This is a genomic window from Singulisphaera acidiphila DSM 18658, assembly GCF_000242455.2.
GTDB lineage: Bacteria > Planctomycetota > Planctomycetia > Isosphaerales > Isosphaeraceae > Singulisphaera > Singulisphaera acidiphila.
In genome coordinates, this window is the sequence record NC_019892.1 from 5,675,100 (window position 1) to 5,694,478 (window position 19,379).

At 63.4% G+C, this 19,379-nt stretch carries 13 protein-coding genes; 6 read left to right on the top strand and 7 right to left on the bottom strand.

The window, feature by feature from the left end; genetic code table 11:
• Positions 1-84 precede the first annotated feature (84 nt).
• From SINAC_RS22480 to SINAC_RS22500, 5 genes are all read right to left on the bottom strand, one after another.
• Complete coding sequence (locus tag SINAC_RS22480; protein WP_015247884.1) at positions 85-1,467, bottom strand: DUF1501 domain-containing protein; 1,383 nt, start codon at positions 1,465-1,467, stop codon at positions 85-87.
• A 107-nt stretch (positions 1,468-1,574) separates the two neighbouring features.
• Positions 1,575-3,161 (bottom strand): sulfatase family protein, encoded by a 1,587-nt coding sequence (locus SINAC_RS22485; protein ID WP_015247885.1) that lies wholly within the window; start codon positions 3,159-3,161, stop codon positions 1,575-1,577.
• A gap of 214 nt (positions 3,162-3,375) precedes the next feature.
• On the bottom strand, positions 3,376-5,094 hold the full coding sequence (locus SINAC_RS22490; RefSeq protein ID WP_015247886.1) for a sigma-70 family RNA polymerase sigma factor: 1,719 nt from the start codon (positions 5,092-5,094) through the stop codon (positions 3,376-3,378).
• Between the two features lie 136 nt (positions 5,095-5,230).
• Complete coding sequence (locus SINAC_RS22495; RefSeq protein WP_015247887.1) at positions 5,231-5,935, bottom strand: 3-keto-disaccharide hydrolase; 705 nt, start codon at positions 5,933-5,935, stop codon at positions 5,231-5,233.
• A 169-nt stretch (positions 5,936-6,104) separates the two neighbouring features.
• Positions 6,105-6,959: a hypothetical protein gene (locus SINAC_RS22500; protein WP_015247888.1), complete on the bottom strand. Its 855-nt coding sequence runs from the start codon at positions 6,957-6,959 to the stop codon at positions 6,105-6,107.
• Between the two features lie 385 nt (positions 6,960-7,344).
• Between SINAC_RS22500 and SINAC_RS22505 the strand changes: the two genes are divergently transcribed.
• The 4 genes from SINAC_RS22505 to SINAC_RS22520 all read left to right on the top strand — a co-directional run bounded on the left by SINAC_RS22505 (position 7,345) and on the right by SINAC_RS22520 (position 12,480).
• Positions 7,345-9,096, top strand: a complete 1,752-nt coding sequence (locus SINAC_RS22505) for a hypothetical protein (protein WP_015247889.1) — start codon at positions 7,345-7,347, stop codon at positions 9,094-9,096.
• A gap of 88 nt (positions 9,097-9,184) precedes the next feature.
• Positions 9,185-10,918 (top strand): hypothetical protein, encoded by a 1,734-nt coding sequence (locus tag SINAC_RS22510; RefSeq protein ID WP_015247890.1) that lies wholly within the window; start codon positions 9,185-9,187, stop codon positions 10,916-10,918.
• 253 nt (positions 10,919-11,171) lie between these two features.
• Complete coding sequence (locus tag SINAC_RS22515; protein ID WP_015247891.1) at positions 11,172-11,945, top strand: ADP-ribosylglycohydrolase family protein; 774 nt, start codon at positions 11,172-11,174, stop codon at positions 11,943-11,945.
• 310 nt (positions 11,946-12,255) lie between these two features.
• The gene (locus tag SINAC_RS22520) at positions 12,256-12,480 is read left to right on the top strand and encodes a hypothetical protein (RefSeq protein WP_015247892.1); all 225 of its coding nucleotides are present in this window, start codon (positions 12,256-12,258) and stop codon (positions 12,478-12,480) included.
• Between the two features lie 98 nt (positions 12,481-12,578).
• On the opposite strand, the gene SINAC_RS22525 is transcribed toward SINAC_RS22520, so the two are convergent.
• Positions 12,579-13,454 (bottom strand): YsnF/AvaK domain-containing protein, encoded by an 876-nt coding sequence (locus SINAC_RS22525; protein WP_015247893.1) that lies wholly within the window; start codon positions 13,452-13,454, stop codon positions 12,579-12,581.
• Positions 13,455-13,833: 379 nt separating this feature from the next.
• Here SINAC_RS22525 and SINAC_RS22530 point away from each other — a divergent pair, with 379 nt between their 5' ends.
• Together SINAC_RS22530 and SINAC_RS22535 are read left to right on the top strand one after the other, a co-directional pair.
• On the top strand, positions 13,834-15,273 hold the full coding sequence (locus tag SINAC_RS22530; protein WP_015247894.1) for a DUF1501 domain-containing protein: 1,440 nt from the start codon (positions 13,834-13,836) through the stop codon (positions 15,271-15,273).
• Between the two features lie 28 nt (positions 15,274-15,301).
• Positions 15,302-17,545 (top strand): DUF1549 and DUF1553 domain-containing protein, encoded by a 2,244-nt coding sequence (locus SINAC_RS22535; RefSeq protein WP_015247895.1) that lies wholly within the window; start codon positions 15,302-15,304, stop codon positions 17,543-17,545.
• Positions 17,546-17,667: 122 nt separating this feature from the next.
• On the opposite strand, the gene SINAC_RS22540 is transcribed toward SINAC_RS22535, so the two are convergent.
• Positions 17,668-19,236, bottom strand: coding sequence for an EF-hand domain-containing protein (locus SINAC_RS22540; protein ID WP_015247896.1), 1,569 nt, complete (start codon positions 19,234-19,236; stop codon positions 17,668-17,670).
• Positions 19,237-19,379: the final 143 nt, after the last annotated feature.

Consider the following 19,379-nt stretch of genomic DNA (forward strand, 5'->3'; position numbering starts at 1 on the left):
GCGAACGACAATTGTAATGGAGCAGGACCAATCACTCAAGGACAAATATCAGAGGCGAGAGGGAAATCGAAGGAGGCGCCGGGGTCAGACCGGCGCGGTCGAGTAGAGGGAGGTCATCGGCTCACCGGAGCAGAGGGTCAGGGGGCGGCCGAGTCGGTCGCGGAGTTCGGTCCCTGTGTCGACGCCGAGGGCGCGATAGATGGTCGCGGCGAGGTCAGGGGGGCTGAAGCTTCGCGAGATCGGGTAGGCTCCGAGGCGGTCGGACTTGCCGATGACCTGGCCGCCAACAACCCCACCGCCGGCGAACATCGCTGGGAAGACGGCCGGCCAGTGATCGCGGCCCGGGACGTCGCCTGGTTTGAGCGGATGGATTCGAGGGGTTCGGCCGAACTCGCCGAGCATCACGACGAGGGTTTCGTCGAGCAGGCCACGGACATCGAGGTCGTCGAGGAGGGCCGAGACGGCGCGGTCGAGTGGGGGTAAGAGGTCGTTTTTGAGGCGAGGGAAGTTATCGGTGTGGGTATCCCAGGTCTGAACGATCCCCATCGAGGCCTGCACGATCGGCACCCCGGCTTCGACCAGGCGTCGGGCCAGCAGGAGCGACTTGCCGAACGAGTGGTGGCCGTAGCGGTCGACCAGGCGCGGATCTTCGTGTTCCACGTTCAAGGCGCGGCCGACTTGCCCGTTGCAGAGCAGGGCGAGGGCGGCGTCCTGCTGGTCGGCGAATGCGTCACCGGTCGTCGGAACGACGAAGGTTTGGCCGAGCAGGTGGCGGCGGCGATGGAGCCGGGCCGGGTCGAGACCGTCCGGCAAGGCGAGGCTGTCGTCCTTGGATTCCGCTTGATTCGGGTCGAGCTTGAGCTGCCAGGGGTCGTGTCGGGGACCGAGGAAGCCGGCGTCCTGTCCCGGCCAGGTGAGCGGCCCCTCGACCAGGCGGGTCGGCAGGGCCACGCCGTTGGGAATCCCGTCGCTCCGGCGGCGGAGGCTGTCGAGCACGGCCGCGTAGCAGGGGAAGTCATCGCGCGACGCGACCCGGTCGAGGTCGCTGGCGCCTCGCGGGGTCGAGGCGTGCCCCGTCAAGATCCGGTGGACCGCGCAGAGGTGGTTCCCCTCGGGGTGGGACATCGACCGGACGATCGCCAGCCGCTTGGCCCGCGCCGCCAGGCCGGGCAGGTGCTCGCACATCTGGAGACCGGGAGCCGCCGTATCGATCGGCTTGAACTCCCCCCGGATCCCGTCGGGCGCTTCGGGCTTCATGTCGAACGAGTCGTGCTGGCCCAAGCCGCCGCTCAGCAAGATCACGATGACCGATTTCGCCCGTCCCGGAATTGCGCCGGTGGCTGCTGCCGTGGCGCTTCGCCCGGCCAGGAGACCGGGCAGCCCCATCCCGAGCAGCCCCGAGTAGCCCACCTGGAGGAAGTTGCGTCGTGTCGTCATGCCGTCGCGAGTCTTATTCCGCTGGTCCATGACCGATCTCCCGGTGTCCCCAGAATCAGGCAAAGGCCCGCTCCCAGTCACGCATCCATCCGATGTAGTTTAACATTTGCTGGCGAAAGGTAAAGCGGTCTCTCTGCTCAGCGGGGGGCAGGGGCGTCGGAGTTGATCCCCCTGCCGGCCTTCTTGGCGGGAGCGTTGCCGCTGTTCACTGGGCGTTCTGTGGGTGGGTTGAAGGTTTGGGACTTGAGCCAGGTGTCGTAGTCCTTGGCGCGCGGCCCGACGTACTTGTACGTCTCGAAGATTGCCCCGTTGCCGAGCGCTCGCGGGTCCTGTTCCTGGCGAAGCATGGCGATCATTTGATCGCGTAGGGTTGTCATGACGGTGGTGTAAGCGGGGTCGGCAGCGAGGTTTCGGACGCATTCCGGGTCGTCGGCCAGGCGATAGAGGGCGGCCATCGGCCGTTTGCCGAAGGCGATGTCGTAGAACTCGCCGCCGATGGCTTTGAGCAGTTCCTTGGTGGGACTCGGGTCGCAGTTGCCGAAGTCGGTTTCCGGGTTGCCGGCCGGCCAGCGGTCGGGGAAGTAGTTGTGGACGTAGAGGAATTCGGGCGTGCGGATGGCCCGCGCGGGGTAGCCCCAATCGTAGGGGCGGCCGAGGTCGTGGCGCTCCTTGCCGGCGAGCATGACGTTGCGGCTGCGATCGACCCACCCCGACTCCTTGGAGCGGAGCAACTCGACCAGGCTCCGCCCGGTCACTTGCGGGTGCGGTTGCAGGCCGGCCAGTTCCAGAAAGGTCGGCGCGAAGTCGCGCACGTTAATAAAGTCATCAACAACCCGCCCCGGCTTGATCCCATCGCCCCAGCGGATGGCCAGGGGAAGGTGGAAGCCGTCTTCGTAGATTTGCCCCTTTACGCGGGGGAATGGCATTCCATGGTCGGAGGTCACGACGATGAGCGTCCGCTCGAGTTCGCCAGCATCCTTGAGGGCCTCGAGTGCTCTCCCGATGTGTGCGTCGGCCGACTCAACCTCGACGGCGTAGTCGAGCAGGTCGTCCCGGACCACGTCGAGGTCGGGGAGGTAGGCGGGGACCTTCACGTCCTCGGGGCGTTTGCCGAGGCGAACACCCGAGTGGCGCTCGTAGCCTCGATGAGGCTCCTTGAATCCCATCCAGAAGCAGAAGGGCTGGCCCGCCTTGCGTTTGCCGAGGAACGACGCGAAGTTCTTCGCGTAGTCGGTCCGGGCGATCCCCGACGCCGGGGGTGTCATGGTGTGCTCATCGAAGAGCGGACCGGCCGGGTTGCGGGTGAATCCGGTGGACTGATGATCGCCCGGCCCCCACCCTTTCCCCGTGAGGCCCACCGTATAGCCGGCCGCTTCGAGGAGCTCGGGGTAGACCGCGAACTTGCGCGGGAAGATTCCGTAGTGGCAGGCCGCCTCCTCGAGTTGCCAGCTATTCCGCCCGGTCAGGATGCTGGCGCGGCAGGGGCTGCACTTCGGGTTCGAGGTGAACGCGTTCTTGAACAAGACCCCCTCGCGAGCGACCCGGTCGAAGTTCGGCGTCTTGATCCAGGAACAGCCATAAGCCCCGGCGTGGTTCCAGCCCCAGTCATCAAAGATAATAAACAGAATGTTCGGCCGGTCCGACCCGCTCGCGGCTCTTGCGTCCGCCGGATCGACCAAGGAGACGAGGGACGCAAGGAGCAGGGGGACGAGCAATGACCTCATGGCGTTCCTTGTTCCTGGACGAGAGGAGCAACAAAGACCGTTGGATTTGGGGCCGGTTGGACTGAAACCAAATCTTGTCGGTCGAATTTGTCGGCTATTGGATCGAAGTCAGCGACTCTCGTCAAAGGAAATTCAACGCGAGCGAACGGGAATCGACCGGGATGTCAGCGATTCCAGGCGAGTCAGCGGGCATCCCGTCGATCGTGACGCGGGGCTATCGTGAGCGATCCGTTCCCCGATCGGACGGAAGGACCCAGAAGAGGAGTTGTGCCCAGCGGACGGTCATCCCCTTCTCGACGGTGGCGAATTGCCCGTCGACCCCGGGGATTGGCCAGCGGGCATAGTCCAACCTGCCGGTGACAGGGGTTACGATTCGGCAATGCGCGATCTGATTTTCGATCTTCGCCCGTTTGTCCTTCTCTCGTCTCCAGTCCAGTTCCCGAATTCGTTCTTCGGCGCGAGCCTGTTCAACCTCGCTCTGGAGCTCCTTGATCGTCATGATGGAAGTGTACGTCTCAAGCAAATTCTTTTTCCCCATCGCCTGTTCGTAGGCGAAGATCTTTTGGTCCAGCGCGATCTTGTCGGCGACGTTCCGATCTTTCGAGAGGTAGCCTTTGGCGCGCATTCGTTGGGACCATCCCAGCCGATCCTCTGCGCGTTCTCGTTCGGCCTCAGCCAGGCTGATCTCTCCCTCGAGCGTCTGCAGTTCCTGCTTGTAGATCCCATCCTTATACTCGGCGACGGCAATCTCGGCGGTTTCACGCTGCCGCCTTGCTTTTTGATAGGCAGCCTCGGCCCTCAATGTCGCGATCACCTGCTTGGCCAATTGATCTTTCAAATTCGCTGAGTCGAGCCGGCAAACCACATCGCCACGCCTCACCGTCGAACCATTGGGAGCGAGGAGGATGATCTTGGCGTCCGACTCGACGTCGCTGACGATCGCGACGGCGTTTGCCGGGCGCTGGTCTTCCGCAGTCCTCCCAGGGAGGTCGGAAGCGGGGCCTGTTTCGATCCTGCGATTCGACCTTTCCGCCTCGTCGCCGTGGCCGGCCTGTGCGAGGATTCCGACCCCGGCCGTCATCCCCAACGCAGCCAGCAGTCCGATGGCGACGAATTTCAGCTTGGTAAAAAGCATGGCTCTCAACGCTCCCCGGGACAGGGCGACTACCGACGCCGAGGCCAACGTGGCCGCGGTCTGACCGCCCACGGCGAATGGCAAGGCAGAACGCACGGTTCTCTCGGCCAGGTGTGCGGGCACGACGAGTCGCGCGTCTGCCTTGAGGGCCGAACCGAGAAAGAGGGCGGCGGGAGCCAGCCCTCGGCGGGCCAATCTCCCCCTCAGTAGGTTTCGAGCCTGCGCCAGCCGCCCTTTGACGGTGCCGACCGGCCACTGGAGTCGGTTCGCCGCCTCGGTGTGCGTGAGTCCTTCCAGGTCACAGAGCAAGACCGGCACGCGGTATTTTTCGGGCAATCGGCCCAGTTCGTCGTCCAGGGCCGCGAGGAGTTCCGCTCGTTCCGCGTCGGGGGCCGGAAACGCTGGTTCCCACGTGGTGGAGGAAGCGGTTTCGCGGGTTCTCCGCTTTTCGGCCAGGGTCCGTGCCCGGTGGGCCACCCGCCTGGCGACGCCGTAGAGCCATCGGCCCAACGAGTCGTCGACCCGCACGACGCCCGACTTGCGGACGAGGACCAGGAACGTAGCCTGGAATGCGTCCTCGACGTCGCGCGGGTCGTTCAAAGCACGGCGGCAGACTCCGAGGACCATCGGCCCATGGCGGGCCATCAATGCCTCGAATGCGGCTTCCGCCGTGCTGGCCGCCCTGGTCGCGGCTCGGATCCGGTCCAGCAGTTGGGTGTCACTGAGCCCGGAGGGGGTCCCGGATGAGAACAGAGTGGAGAGATGCCTCAGACTGGCGGTCGACGTGTCGTTGGCCATCTCTCCATTCTCCGGTCCTCTCCGCGTTGTCCTCACTGTCTATTCCATGCACGTTTGCGGCGAACGGATCTGACTTTTTGTCGTCGGTCTCTGGATTTCGCTGATTCGCGATCGATCGTCCGGGGAAGTGGGCGGATCACTGATCCGACTTGTTGGCGGCCTTGACCTCGGCGGTGGTCAGCGGCCGGATCTCGATATTGCGGAGGGCGCCGGTGGATTCGTAAGTGGCGAAGCCGAGCGGCTGATTGGGGCGGGTTTCGATCCGCGTGCCGAGTTGCAGGCCGCGATAGTCGAGGTGGATGATTTCCTTGTCGTCGACCTGGCAAGCGATCGTCTGATCGGTGACGCGGACCCGGAACTTGTACCAGGTCTTGTTCTCATATTTGACGAATTTGTTGGTTTCGTTTTCCGAGGCGTCCGAGCCGTTGAGGCTGGAGATTCCCGTGACGTTTCCTCCCCAGCCGCCGTTGACCAAGGTCACGAACGACTTGCCGACGGGGAAGGTGGCCGCCGCGAAGAAATCGGACCCGGTGATCCGCTTGGCCTCATAGCTCAGTTCGTAGTTCGTCGTGGGCAAGTCCTGCCGGCTGGTGGTGATGCCCGTCATCGCTCGCCCAGGGGCCATGACGATCACGCCGTCAACCACCTGGACCACCCCGGCGCGGAAGAACTCGGTCTTCTTCCAGCCGTCGAGACTCTTGCCGTCGAAGAGGACGATCGGCTTGTCCGGCGCCTTCACGGCCTGGTCGGCGCCCATGGTCGACATCTGCATCGTGAGGACCGCCAGCATGACGGCACCTTGGCGCAGCAAGAACAGGACGGGTCGGCGTTCGGTCGTCATGGTGACACCCTTTTGTCTTTTGGAGAGAGAAGGCTTCCGAGCCACAAGTGGGCATCCGGTCATGTGAGGCCCCTCGGAGAATTCTTCGATGAGCACGACGCGCATTGTAACGGACGGTCTGATCGCCCCCAATGCGCTCGCGTTGGCGGATTCGCCGGGTGGCTGACGGCTATCGGAGCAAGCCCGGCGCGACCTTGGACCGGATTGCCCAGACCAGGTAGAGACGCGCGTGCAGCTTCCAACGCCAAGGTGCGAGCGATTCGCGTTCGGTCACAAGCGCGCGAAGGACGGGGTCTTCCTCGAAGGCCGCCCAGAGGACGTCCGGGTTGACCCCGTGGAAGTAATTCCGTTCCCGAACGATCGCGTTCATGAGATCGGGCAGCGCCGAGTCTGCGACAGTCGGCAGAGCCGGCAATGTCTCGGAAGAAACGATGTCAGTAATCAGCAAGGCGGTTCCCCCCGGCGCGGTCAGCCGGCTCAGAAGGCGCAAGTGTCCCGCCCGGATGGATTGCACGATCGCCATGAACTGCGGATGGGATTCCCCCACCGAGTGGAACGCATTGCCCACCAGCGGGCTGAGCAGACAGGTCGAGGCGACGAGGTCGAAGGGACCCGGGAGATTCGGAACCACGAGGCGCGTCGGTTCTTCGACCAGGCTCACGAGCTCTCGAAGGCCGATCGAGGTCGTCGCCGACCAGTTTGCCAGATCGTCAATCATGCCGGTGAGGTCGATCCCCCCCAGCCGGTGGAGCGCCGGGTGGACCGCTACTCCTTGACGCTCTGCGCCTTGGGCGAGCGCGTCATGGTCCAGGTCCACCAGGTAGACGTTGCCGTGAGCCTTCAAGAGCGTGGGTAAGTCCAGGTCGTTGCAGTTCCCCGCCCCGAGCACGCAGAGCCGACTTTCCCCCGGTCGCCCTCCGGCTGCTAGCAGTTGCGTAACCCGCTCTCGATGCCCGGCGAACCCGTCCCACTGGCCCCTACTTCCGGCATTGAATTCGAGATGCCGTTCCTTCGATGGATTCACGTTCGGTTTCGACTCCTCAAGAGCTCTTCTTTGTTTTCCTGGGACTGCGGGTGCCCTGCCTGCCATTTCTGATTTCCCAAGCAGCAAGCCTTCGGATGCCACACTTTGTACCCAACCCAGGCGCCAAAGACCAAGGCCTCCGTGCTCCCTCTCTCCTGGGACTGCGGGCGGGTCGCTCGCGGCCCCAGGAGGGGAGGAGACAAGACATCGGAACAAATAAATCATCGGATGATCCCACGCTTCAAGCGTCGCTTGCGGCGGTTGGTGGCACTCGATAGAGTGAGCCGTTCTCTTGAGGTCGACAACTCGCCCCCTCGTTGAATCGAGGTCTCAGGCGGGAGTTCGTCGATGCGTTTCCCGAATCCGAAGGGGAGAGATTCGTCTCATGCTGGCACAGTTATTATCGATCTGGGTCGTGGCCGCGACGCTGGGCCAAACTCCGGCGGACTCGGCCTGGTTAAAAGCGGTTCCAGGGGATGTCGACCTGGTCATCCGGAGCCGTGGCCTCGAGGCGACCTCTGTTGACCTGACGGCGATGCTCAAGGCGATGAGCCCTCGGTTGGGGGCGATGGCTGAGCCGGCCCTGACGGATCTCTTGTCGAAGTTCAAGGACCAGCATGGCGAGACGGCCATCAAGACCGCGTGGGTGGGCCTGGTGCGGGCGGTCCCGCCCGGCCCTGACGGCGTGATCCCGTTTGCGGTCCTGGTCATCCAGGAAGACTACCGCAGCGTGCTCAAGTCGCTCGCGGGGGGGAAGGACGTGGCTCTCAAGCCCCAGGACGGCGGGTTTGACGCGTTCGATAATCCCCACGGCAACGGCCTCTGGTACGCCGTCAAGGGGCCTGGGTTCGTGGCATTCGGCCCTGACAAGGAGTTCATCGCCGCAGCCGCCAAGCCGGGGGAGAAGACGCTCGATCAGGTCCTCACCCCTGCGCTCGCCAAGCTCTTCCTGGCCGGCGATCTCGGCCTGTTCGTCAACACTGCGAAGCTTTCGACCCGTTACGCCGCCCAGATCGATCTGGGGCGACAGAAGTTCATGGACTCCCTCGACCAGGCCGGGAAGCAGGGCCCGAACGGGCCGTCGATCGAGGGCATCAAAGCGATGTACGGCCGGTTCTTCGACGCGATCAAGGAGGCCGATTCCCTGGCGCTCAACCTCGACTTCGCCGCCGAAGGTTTCCAACTCGGCGGTCAGCTCGACGTGAAGGCTGGCTCCGACGTGGCGAAGGCGATCGACCCGAGCAGGTCGGGCGCGGCCGACCTGAGCAAGTTTGCCCCGGACGCTGCATTCTACGTGTCCATGAACATGGACGCGAAAGAGGCTGCTCGGCTTCAGAGCATGAGCTTGAGCATGATCAATCCCGGTGCCAAGGAGAGCCCCGAGATGACAGCGGCCACGGAACGGTTCAACCAGCTCGGGCAGATCGAAACTCAGGGCAATGTGACGTTCGGGAACGGGATGCGTGCGTTCAACGTGATCAACGTGGCGGACCCCAAGGCGTACATCGCGGCGGTCGAGGCGATGCTCCAGGCCATGAAGAAAGCGGATAGCCCTTTGAATTTCTACAAGGACGTCAAGGTCGACGCCGACGTGGAAACCTATCAAGGTATAAAGTTTACGCATGTTGTTGCGACGTTCGATGATGAGAAGCTCGCGAAGCTTGGCGCGATGAATCAAGGCGGGGCCGCGAGTGTGAAAGCCATGTTTGGCGGCGATGCCTTCAGCTACTGGATCGGCACCGACGGCAAGCGCGTCCTGTACATCACGACGCCGACCTGGGACGAGGCCAAGGCTCAGATTGATGTCTACACAAAGGGAGATGCCGGCCTCGGGACCGTTCCTACTTATCCGTTCGTCCGCGCCGCGCTGCCCGAGCAGGCCAGCCTCCTGATGATTGTGAGCGCCCAGGGACTGGTTCGGATGTTCGCGTCGCAATTGAGCGCGACCCTGAATAAGCCCGAGTTGAAAGTGCCCGAGGGACTTCCCAAGGAGCCGGCTCTCTTCGGCGGTTCGATCACCCCCCGGGCGCCGCGGGGCATTGAGTTCCACTTCGTGCTCCCCAGCCAGGTCGGCCCCATCATCGAGAAGGGGATGATTCCGCTCTTCCAGGGGTTGCAAGGGAACGTCAATCAATAGACGCTGTCCGGATGCGCCGGCCGTACGCTCAACGAGCTGCGGCCGGCAACTTAATCAATGAGGAAAAAAGCCACGGACGTTCCCATCCATGAAGTACACGATGATCGTGGCCCTACTGACGGGCCTTGTGTCGTCAGCCCGGGCGGACGAGCTCGACTTGCCGCCCCGGCCAGCCTCGGCGCTCGGCGGAACGGAGTTCGCCCGTTCGCTCGCGGATCTACCGTTGCAGGAGCGTGAAGCGAAGATCCTGGCGGAGTTCGAACGGGGCAATGTCCCGCGTTTCCTCCGCACGCTCGTTCCGGTCCACGTCGCCACCGAGAAGGCCAAGGCGACCTACCAGGTCACTCCGGACTACCTTGCGATCGGTTCGGATGAAGACTACTTCCTGGTCCCGATGACCCCCTTCACGGCCCAGAAGATCGCCGATCGGCTCGGTTGCCTCTTGCCCACCCCCAAGATGGTCGACGACATCCACGCAGCCGCGGCCATCAAGCTGAACCCGTCGCCCATCCCGCCTTCGCCCGCGATGACGACCATCCCCGTTTTCATCCAACACAACGCGACGGTCCGCGACCAGCGAAAAGGCAAGCCGCTCGGCGCTCTGGTCGCCGGTCACAAGAAAGACGTCGTGATCGCGAACCGAGTCTTCGCCGCGCCCGGGAAAGAGGCCATCTACGGCTGGCACAAGACGGAGGACGGGAGACCGATTCAACCGCTCTACACCGGCCATATCGCGTCCTGGGTTGACTACAGTCATGGCATCCGGCTCGTCCTCCGGCGGTTGACCGTCAACGGGAAAGCGACCACCGTGGATGACGTTCTCGCCGATCCTGCCCTGGCCCCGCTTTTGAACCATGACGGTGTGATGAGCCGGTCGCGGTACGAGTTCGCCGAGTTTCCCACCGAGTCGAGGCCCCCCTCGAAGCCGCCTGTGCCCGCGCCCGGAGAAACGAACGAAGAGTTTCGCGTGGAGCCGGGCGTTCGAGTCGTCATCAATCGGCCCGAAGCGGCCAATTCCGAGGGGCCCGTCCTGTTGGTCTACTACGCGCTTCCCAACGGAAGCACGATCGAGCAGACGATCGGCAAGGCGATCCAGCTGGGGGACGACTGGCGCTTTGAGATCCAGCACATCGGAGCCCAGACCCGGTTCCTGCGCGAAAAGATCAAGGATCAAACGCTCGTCGTGGCCTACCTCGAGAACGACCTCAAGAGCTGGCCCGCCTGGCGGAAGACGCATGGAGATGTCGCGATTGCAAAGGTCCTCGACGCCGTGCAGGGCCGGTTCGCGGCCGCGAGGACTCGCGTTGTGTTCAACGGCCACAGCGGCGGCGGGAGCTTCATCTTCGGCTACCTGAACGGCCTGGAGGCGATCCCGGACGAGGTTGAGCGGATCGCTTTTCTCGATTCCGACTATGGTTATGAGACCGACCGTCATTGCGATAAGCTGGTTGCCTGGCTGCGCGCCTCCGATCGGCACTCGCTCTGCGTGCTCGCCTACAATGACGCCGTTGCGCTTTTGAATGGCAAAACCTTCGTCAGCGAGGCCGGGGGCACCTGGGGCCGGAGCCATCTTATGCAAGGCGACCTCGAACGTTCCTTCCCGTTCCAGAAAAGGCTTGTCGACGGCATGCACCGGAACACGGCCCTGGAAGGACGGGTGACCTTCTTTCTCAAGGAAAACCCCGAAAAGAAGATTTTCCACACGGTGCAAGTTGAGCGGAACGGCTTTATCGAGAGCCTCCTCTCGGGAACCAAGCTTGACGAGGTTGACTACGCGTACTTTGGCGACAGGGCCTATTCCTCGTTCCTCCGGCCCGATTGAACGGCAGGTTTTGCCTTCAGGGGTGGAAGGCTGCCGCTGGATCTTCGCGACGGCGGTTCGTACGCCTAACTGGCGAGCGAAAACAAAGGTGCTGAGCTTCCTGTTTTGCGGGTGGCCTGATCGGAACTCAAAAGGATTTGGAGGAACGTCTCCACCGAGCATCGCGGGATTGTTCCCGCGGTCGTACACTGCCGTTTGGTCCCACGAAGCCTGACAACGATGATCGCCGCACCCCAAGACCGAGGTTATTCCCATGCTGGGCGCCATTGCGGGAGACATCATTGGCTCGATCTACGAGCGCAATAACATCAAGACGACCGAGTTCCCGCTTTTTCAGCCATCCTGTCGTTTCACTGACGACACGGTGCTGACCGTCGCGTTGGCCGACAGCATCCTCAACGGCATACCCTACGTGGACCTTCTGAAGCGGTATTATCGCGCCTATCCTCATGCCGGCTACGGCGGCTCGTTTCACAAATGGGCCCAGTCCAAGGGGACCGAACCCTACAACAGTTGGGGGAACGGGTCGGCGATGCGCGTCAGTCCGGTCGGCCTGGCTTACGAAACCCTTGAGACCGTGCTGGAAGAAGCCAAGAAGAGTGCGGAGGTTACGCATAACCATCCCGAAGGAATCAAAGGCGCTCAAGCGATCGCATCGGCAGTCTTTCTGGCCCGGACGGGACAGAGTCATGAGCAAATCAAGAATTACGTGGAAGCCGAGTTTGGCTATCACCTCGACACGCCGCTGGATGAGATCCGCAAGACCTACGTATTCCAGATCTCTTGCCAGGAAAGCGTGCCCCAGGCGATTCGAGCGTTTTTGGAGTCCACCGACTTTGAAGACGCCGTGCGTCGAGCGATTTCGATCGGAGGCGACAGCGACACGATCGCTTGCATGGCCGGGGCGATCGCCGAGGCCCGCGAAGGCGGCATCCCCGCGCCCATCCGTCGCAAGGTCTACGAGATTCTCGATGAGTCTTTGTGTCGTACGACCCGGGAGTTCGTCCGGAAATACTCCCGATCCTGAGCCGGTGGGAACCCACGGCCGTGAGATCGATCGCTCCTTGATTTCTGATGAATTAGGGAAGCTTGCTGTCCTGATGTGTGTTTTGGTGGATTAGGAAGACAGGGGTTTTTGCTGAAAATAGAAGCGGATGCGAGGTCTGGGTTGAAGAATCTAGGCTTGCGGGATTCTGTGGCGGATCAATCCCGGCTACCGAAAGAAATTCGTCTTTGTTAATATGGAACGCCGTCCCGATTCGAGGGGCGTATTGGGAAAACGACAGCCAGTCGACGAGAGCAACACACGCTCCTTCCGGAGCTTTTGAGGAAGCAATATGAATTCAGGCGATCTTGAGTTGTTCACCTGCGAACAACTCATTGAGGAATTGCTGCGTCGGACAACCTTCCAAGGGGTCATCGTTCATGCCAGCGACGCGGCAAAGAGTCGGAGTTGGGATGGGGAGCGAGTCTTCAGGGTCCGGCTCAACGATAACCTGGAAGTCGATGAGGCGGGACGATTGCTCGACGTCGTCAGTCAGCATATTGCGCGAAGTGCCTGAGATGGACCGGTCCCCGCTAACGGGGGTGCTCGAGCACCCCCGCTGACTGCGTTTGCGATTATTTTTTTGCGGAACGGAACCGCCGAACCGTACGTAGCTCACTTCGAAGGCTTGTTTTTGCCTTGGGTCCGGGCGTAGATATCACCGGTTTTGTCGAGAGGGACCTCCCCCTTGCGGACCTGCCCGGAAACCCTCTGAGACTCCTGAACGGCCTGCTTGGCGACGTCGACCTGCTCCTCACGGACCGGGATCCGAATCTCCTCGCCTTGCCGCATCGAGTCTGTCGAAAGGCCTTCGGTCGTGGCTCGGCCGTGGACGGGGGGCCGCTCGATGACCACGTCTTCATGCTCGACAGGCACTTCGATCCTCTTGTTCTCGGCGGGTGACCGCTCCGTTTTGGGCGGGATGGTCGCCCCTTCGCGTGGACGGAACGGCGCGGAGGTGGAACCGGAGGTCTCGCGAGCGACGGCAACCTGGGTGCGCATATCATACGCGCCATAGCGTCGCAGGATGGCAGTGGCCTCGTTGAGGCGACCTTCGGCGTTGACGGTCACGATGGCTCGGCCCGCTTCGAACTCGCCCTGATAATAGTGGGCCTCCTCCTCGGGAATGCCGGCGCCAATCAGGGCGCCCACGAGACCCGCGACTCCGGCGCCGATCGCGGCGTTCGAGAGAATCACGCCGAGCGTTCCGGCGGCAATGGCGGGTCCAAGCACGGGAATGACCCCGGACAGGACGCCGAGCCCGGTAAGCGCACCCAGGCCCAGGCCGGTCAAGACGCCTGCGATGGCTCCCTGCCCGGCGTGCGAGCCTTCCTCGTTGGCCCTGGCTTCCACGATCTCCTCCGCATGCCGCATGACGACGCCGATCTGGTCGTCGCGGAACCCGGCCTGGCAAAGTGCGCGGATGGCCTCGTCGGCCCTCTTCCGATCCTCGAAAACCCCCACGATGGTTGTGCATTGAGGCGCTTTCATGATGTGCTCCTCGTGTGGTTGCGAGATGTGTTGATATTCGATATCAACAGTAAAATATCGCGGTTCACCGGAGGTAATAAATAAGCAAACTTGGTGCCATTGCTGCCATGTCGAAAGCCTTGACGCACGTCGGCACCTTGAGCGAATCACGGCGCTTCATCGGTTCCCGCCGCTTGTTTGCAGAGAAGCAACGGTCGTCCCGAGGATGCGGGGCAAGATCGCGAAGGCTGCATCGCAGTTTTCGCGAGCGGGAGAGTGGGTTGTCTGCTACAGTAGATATCGATCGGATCGGCGCACCGGTCGGTTTCGACACGTGCGTTGGATTGGCCTGGCGAGAGAGCTAACCTCTTTTCTTTTTCGTTTCGCCGAGGGTCCTCATATGGAACTCGACCTCCCGGTCCCCCATTTCCCGGCCGCCCGCAGTCGCCGTGAGTTCCTTCGCCAGGCCGGCGGAGGGTTCGGGGCCTTGGCGGCGTCCTGGTTGCTCTCTCAGGAGCCGCTCCTCGGGGCCGAGCCCACGGCTGATCCCCTGGCGCCCCGACCGCCCCATTTTGCTCCCAAGGCGAAGCGGGTCATCTACTTGTTCATGCACGGCGGCCCCAGCCACCTCGAGACGTTCGACCCCAAGGCCGACCTTCAGCGCCTCGCCGGAGAACCGTTGCCCGCGAGCTTCGGCATGGTGGCGACCCGTCGAAAAGTGGCCTCGAACCCGTTGTTGGCCACAAAACGAACCTTTCGCAAGCACGGGCAGAGCGGGATCGAGGTTTCCGACTTTCTCCCGCACACCGCCCGCTGTGTCGATGACGTCGCCGTGATCCGGTCGTGCTGGGCCGATAGCGTCAATCACCCGCAGGCCGTCTACCAGATGAATACCGGGTCGGTCCTCATGGGCAAACCTTGCCTGGGGAGTTGGGTCGGCTACGGTCTGGGAACCGAGAACCAGGACCTCCCCGCGTTCGTCGTCCTGCCCGACCCCGGCGGTGGGATCAAAGGGGGGCCGCCCGCTTACGGGTCGGGGTTCCTGCCCGCGAGCTACCAGGGGACGAACGTCCGCTCGGGCGCCAGCCCGATCCTCGACCTCAGGCCGGCCGAGGCGGCTGCCGCCAGCGGCCAGCGCCGGACGCTCGACCTGATCGGTCGGCTCAACCAGTTTCATCGCGAGGGACGCGAAGAAGACTCCGAGCTCTCGGCGCGGATCCAGGCCTATGAGCTCGCCTACCGGATGCAGAGCGCGGCCCCCGATGCCGTCGACCTGGCACGCGAGTCGGCCGAGACTCGCGCACTCTACGGACTCGACGCGCGGACCACGGCCGAGTTCGGCACACGCTGCTTGTTGGCCAGGCGGCTCGTCGAACGCGGCGTGCGGTTCGTCCAGCTCTATTCGGGCGACGTGGCCGGGTGGGATGCCCACGAAGACGTGGAAGAGAATCATGCCCGCATGTGTGCCAGGACCGACAAGCCGGTCGCCGGCCTGTTGACCGACCTCAAACGCAGGGGGCTGTTGGAGAGCACCCTGGTGATCTGGGGCGGGGAGTTCGGGCGGATGCCGATGTCGGAGGGGGGCAAGGGACGCGACCACAACCCGCATGGGTTCTCCGTCTGGATGGCCGGCGGCGGCATCAAAGGAGGGACGGTCCACGGCGCCACCGACGCCGTCGGGCTGCGTGCCGAGGTCGACCGTGTGCATGTTCATGACATCCATGCCACGATCCTCCACCTGCTCGGCCTCGACCACACGCAGCTCACTTTTTCCCACAACGGTCGCGACGAGCGATTAACCGACACGGCGGGTAAAGTGGTTACCTCGATCCTGGCCTGATCGTTTTCCAACGAACGGATCCGAATCCATGAGCGGGAATCGTTTGCGGCAACCGACCCGTTGTCTGTCTCTCTTTCTGCTTCTGCTCCTTACGTCTGTTGGGGGCGTTGGCTTTGCGCTTCGGGCCGATGAGCCGAGCGGCCCGACCCGCGACGCCACCCCCCTGAAGGAAAAGGCGATCACGAACGAGGATCGGGAGCATTGGGCGTTCGTCCCCCCTTCGCGTCCCGAACTCCCCGAGGTCCGTGGGAAAGGGTGGGCTCGCAACCCGATCGATCGGTTCGTCCTCGCCCGGCTCGAAGAGGACGGTCTCGCGCACGCGCCTGAGGCCGATCGCTCGACCTTGCTCCGTCGCGTCACGTTCGACCTGACCGGTCTGCCGCCGACACCTGAGGAACTCGACGCCTTCCTGGTCGACAAGGCGCCCGACGCGTTCGAGCGGGTCGTCGATCGGCTCCTCGCCAGCGCCCATTACGGCGAGCGCTGGGCGCAGCACTGGCTCGACCTGGCCCGCTATGCGGACACCGACGGGTTCGAGTTCGACCAGGCCCGCCCCGATGCCTGGCGGTATCGCGACTGGGTCGTGGGCGCTCTGAACGATGACATGCCGTACGACGAGTTCGTGCGCCGGCAGCTTGCCGGAGATGAGATCGCCCCCGATGATTCCGGGTCGTTCGTGGCGACCGGCTTCAACCGTTGCTATCCCGACATGGTGGACCTGAACGACCAGAAACTGAGGCGGCAGAACGCGCTCAACGACATCACCGAGACGACCGGCCTGGTTTTCCTCGGTTTGACTGTCGGCTGTGCGCGGTGCCACGATCACAAGTTTGACCCGATCCGGCTTTCCGACTTCTACCGGCTGCAAGCCTTCTTCGCCCCCGCGCGATTCCGTGACGATTACCCGGTCGCTCCGGCGGCGATCCGACACGAGAACGAGCGGCAGGTGGCCGCCTGGACCGCCGATCTGGCCGCGCTCGAATCGGCCATTCTTTCGCTCGAGATCCCCCTGCGCAAGCAACTTTCGTTGGGCCTTCGCGCTACGGTGACCGACGACGTGGTCTCGGCCTACCAGAAGGCCGCCTCGGAGCGGACGCCGCAAGAGGTCAAGCTGGTTTTCGACGCCCTGGAGAAAGACCGCCGGATCAAGTCGGAGGTCTTCGACGTGTTGTTGGGGCCGGACCTGGCCTCGATCCGAACGCTCCTACGCAGTCGGTTGCGCGTCGTTCAGAAATCGGCGCCGACTGCGCTGCCCCAGGCTCGCGGTCTGGACGAAGTCAGTCCCGAGGCACCGCCAACCTACCTGCTGCGTCGCGGTGATTTCTCCAACCAGGGGCCCGAGATCGATCCTGGCTTCCCGGCCGTTCTGACCTCCAGCGCCACCCAGATTCCCGTGATCCGGCCGAACGCACGAACCACGGGCCGCCGGACCAAACTGGCCGAATGGCTGCTCGAACCGCAGAATCCCCTGACCGGCCGGGTGATGGTCAATCGCATCTGGCAGCGCCACTTTGGCCGTGGGATCGTCGCGACCGCCAGCGACTTCGGCACGATGGGCGCCGGGCCTTCGCATCCGGAGTTGCTCGACTGGCTGGCCACCGAGTTCATCGCCCGAGGCTGGAGCATCAAGGCGATGCATCGCCTGATGCTGACGAGTGCCACCTATCGGCAATCGAGCCGGAACGATCCGAGCGCATTCAAGGCCGACCCCGAGAACAATCTGCTCTGGCGGCACGCTCGCCAACGCCTCGACGGCGAGGCGATCCGCGACGCGCTCCTGGCCGTCTCGAACCAGTTGAACCTGAGCCTTGGCGGCCCTTGCGTCTTTCCGGAACTGCCTGCCGAACTGACCAAGCTCAGCAGCCACGGCGCAGTTTGGCCCGTCTCACCCACGAGCGCGGAACGTAACCGGCGCAGTCTCTACGTCTTCGTCCGCCGCAACTTGCGTTACCCCTTCTTTGAAGCGTTCGACCGCCCCGATACCAACGCCAGTTGCCCTGTGCGGAGCGTCACGACGATCGCCCCCCAAGCCCTCAGCCTGATGAACAGCAAGCTCGCGCTTGACGCGGCCCACGGCCTCGCCTCTCGAATCGCCGGCGCAACGACCCTTGATTCCCGGATCGAACGGGCGTACCGCTTGACCCTTGGCCGGATGCCTCGGGCCGAGGAAATCGAGCTGGCCCGCCGCTTCCTCACGCCTGAGACCCGTGAGAGTCTCACGGGCTTCTGCCTGGCGCTGCTCAACGTCAATGAGTTTGTTTATCTCGACTGAGTGGTGGCTTCGAGGATCGAGCCGTTCTCAGTAGCACGGCCGGCCGTGCTACTGAGAACGGTCAAGAGCTTGTCGGAGCGAGCTGAAGGGGGGTTGGGGGGAATGATGGCCGGGCTTGCCGGCTACGGGTTTCGGCGACTCCGGAACGACTTGAGCGTTTCGGCCAATTCGGCCGGGTTCAACTTCTTGTCCCCATCGCGATCGAACTCGGCAAACCGCTTCTCCATCTCGGCCCTGGTCTCAAGGGCTCCGATGACCGTCATGACCTCATCGATGCTCAGTTTGCCGTCGCCGTCCTTGTCCATCAGGCGCATCGCCTCGGCGGTCCGCTTGCTGACTTCTTCGGGCGAGGGGGCCTTGGCGGGAGTGGGAGTGGCCCCTTGTTTCGGGGCTGGCCCCGTCGGGATGACGTCGAGGATGAGGATGGCCATCTCGTTGGTGGTCTGCTCGCCGTAGGTCACACGCGCGGGAGGATGGCTCGGGTTGGCCGAGTTATCGGCCGAGTTGTCGAACGTCCAGGTCCCCTCCAGCTTGGTCCCGGCCGGGAGGCTCAGCGGGGTCTGATACTGGTAATAGTTCTGCCAGTTGAAGTCCCAATCGGCGATGGAAATGATGGGTTTCGTCGTTCCATCGGGCAGGGTCGCGGTCATCTTCACGGTGCGGCCGAGCAGGTGCATGTGCGGGAAGACGCCGTAGAGGTCGACCGCGTTGGGGAGCGTCCTCGATGCCTTGATCTCGTATTTCGCGTCCCCGGGGGGGATGTCGATCTGGTTATTGTTCACAAGGACAAGCTTGAGCCGCCCCCTTGGTTTCTGGTCGGTGAAGTGGAAGCCGATGGACGATTGTTCGGTCTCCGGCTTGCCGCTGGGGTGGAGATGGAGTTGCAGGACGAGGTCGGAATCCTTGGGGAACTCGGCGGCGAGGCCGTCCGGCAGCGGGCGGGGCTCCATGCCGGGGGTCCAGAAGGCGAGCTGTCCGGGGAGCAACTGGCCCGGCGGTGCCAGGCCACTGCCGAAACTCTTGCCATCGCTCTCGGCCAGCTTGGCCTGGGCGACCCGGGTGGGAAGCGTGGTGAGCACGGCGTGGTGGACGATCCGCCGATTTCCAGGGCGGAACTCAACCGCCTTGAGATACTGACCGGCTGGCACCTTCAGTGGGATGACGAAGCAACGGTAGAGATCAGGACCTTCGGCCGCCAAGGCGTGAGGCTCGGCCATTTTGACCACCAGGTCCGGCTCGCCGAGCTTCCAGCCCGCCACGAATTTGGGCTCCGGGGGAAGGTCGGCGGCATCCCCTTCCGTCGCCCCCTCTTCGACCCAGCGGGCGAACGTGGCGATCTGCTCGTCGGTCAACCGCCGCTCGTCAGCGAAATGACCGAAGCCCGGCTCCGCCTTCCAGGGCGGCATCACCCGCTCCTCGATCGCGGATCGGAGCAGCTTGGTCCGCTTGCTCACGTCGCGGTAGTTCAGCAAGGAGAAGGGGGCCACCTCCCCCGGACGATGGCACGAGGAACAGTGGTTGAACACCAGCGGCGCGATGTCTTTGTTGAACGTCAGCGCCCCTTTTTGTGGCGCCGGCTCCGGAACGGCCTTGTTGGCTCCTTCCTCGGCCCAGCTCTCGCTTGAAAAGAACAGAAGGCTCGCCAAGGAAAGCAGGGCAGCCTGCGTGGGCCTGTGGTTTCGCATCATCATGAGCGTGATTGCCCTCACTCGTGGACCAGGTCGGAGCCTTTGGAATTTTTTTCAAGCGCGCACGAGATACCCGGCGAACCGCACGCATGTTTCCAATTCTCGCTTCTCCCCGTAACTTGGCCGTTGGCATTCGCTCTGAGTCG

Excerpts from the sequence above, each read along its gene's own strand:
- SINAC_RS22480 (WP_015247884.1), bottom strand. The coding sequence starts at position 1,467 with ATGGACCAGCGGAATAAGACTCGCGACGGCATGACGACACGACGCAAC.
- SINAC_RS22485 (WP_015247885.1), bottom strand. The coding sequence starts at position 3,161 with ATGAGGTCATTGCTCGTCCCCCTGCTCCTTGCGTCCCTCGTCTCCTTG.
- SINAC_RS22490 (WP_015247886.1), bottom strand. The coding sequence starts at position 5,094 with ATGGCCAACGACACGTCGACCGCCAGTCTGAGGCATCTCTCCACTCTG.
- SINAC_RS22495 (WP_015247887.1), bottom strand. The coding sequence starts at position 5,935 with ATGACGACCGAACGCCGACCCGTCCTGTTCTTGCTGCGCCAAGGTGCC.
- SINAC_RS22505 (WP_015247889.1), top strand. The coding sequence starts at position 7,345 with ATGCTGGCACAGTTATTATCGATCTGGGTCGTGGCCGCGACGCTGGGC.
- SINAC_RS22510 (WP_015247890.1), top strand. The coding sequence starts at position 9,185 with ATGAAGTACACGATGATCGTGGCCCTACTGACGGGCCTTGTGTCGTCA.
- SINAC_RS22515 (WP_015247891.1), top strand. The coding sequence starts at position 11,172 with ATGCTGGGCGCCATTGCGGGAGACATCATTGGCTCGATCTACGAGCGC.
- SINAC_RS22520 (WP_015247892.1), top strand. The coding sequence starts at position 12,256 with ATGAATTCAGGCGATCTTGAGTTGTTCACCTGCGAACAACTCATTGAG.
- SINAC_RS22525 (WP_015247893.1), bottom strand. The coding sequence starts at position 13,454 with ATGAAAGCGCCTCAATGCACAACCATCGTGGGGGTTTTCGAGGATCGG.
- SINAC_RS22530 (WP_015247894.1), top strand. The coding sequence starts at position 13,834 with ATGGAACTCGACCTCCCGGTCCCCCATTTCCCGGCCGCCCGCAGTCGC.
- SINAC_RS22535 (WP_015247895.1), top strand. The coding sequence starts at position 15,302 with ATGAGCGGGAATCGTTTGCGGCAACCGACCCGTTGTCTGTCTCTCTTT.
- SINAC_RS22540 (WP_015247896.1), bottom strand. The coding sequence starts at position 19,236 with ATGATGATGCGAAACCACAGGCCCACGCAGGCTGCCCTGCTTTCCTTG.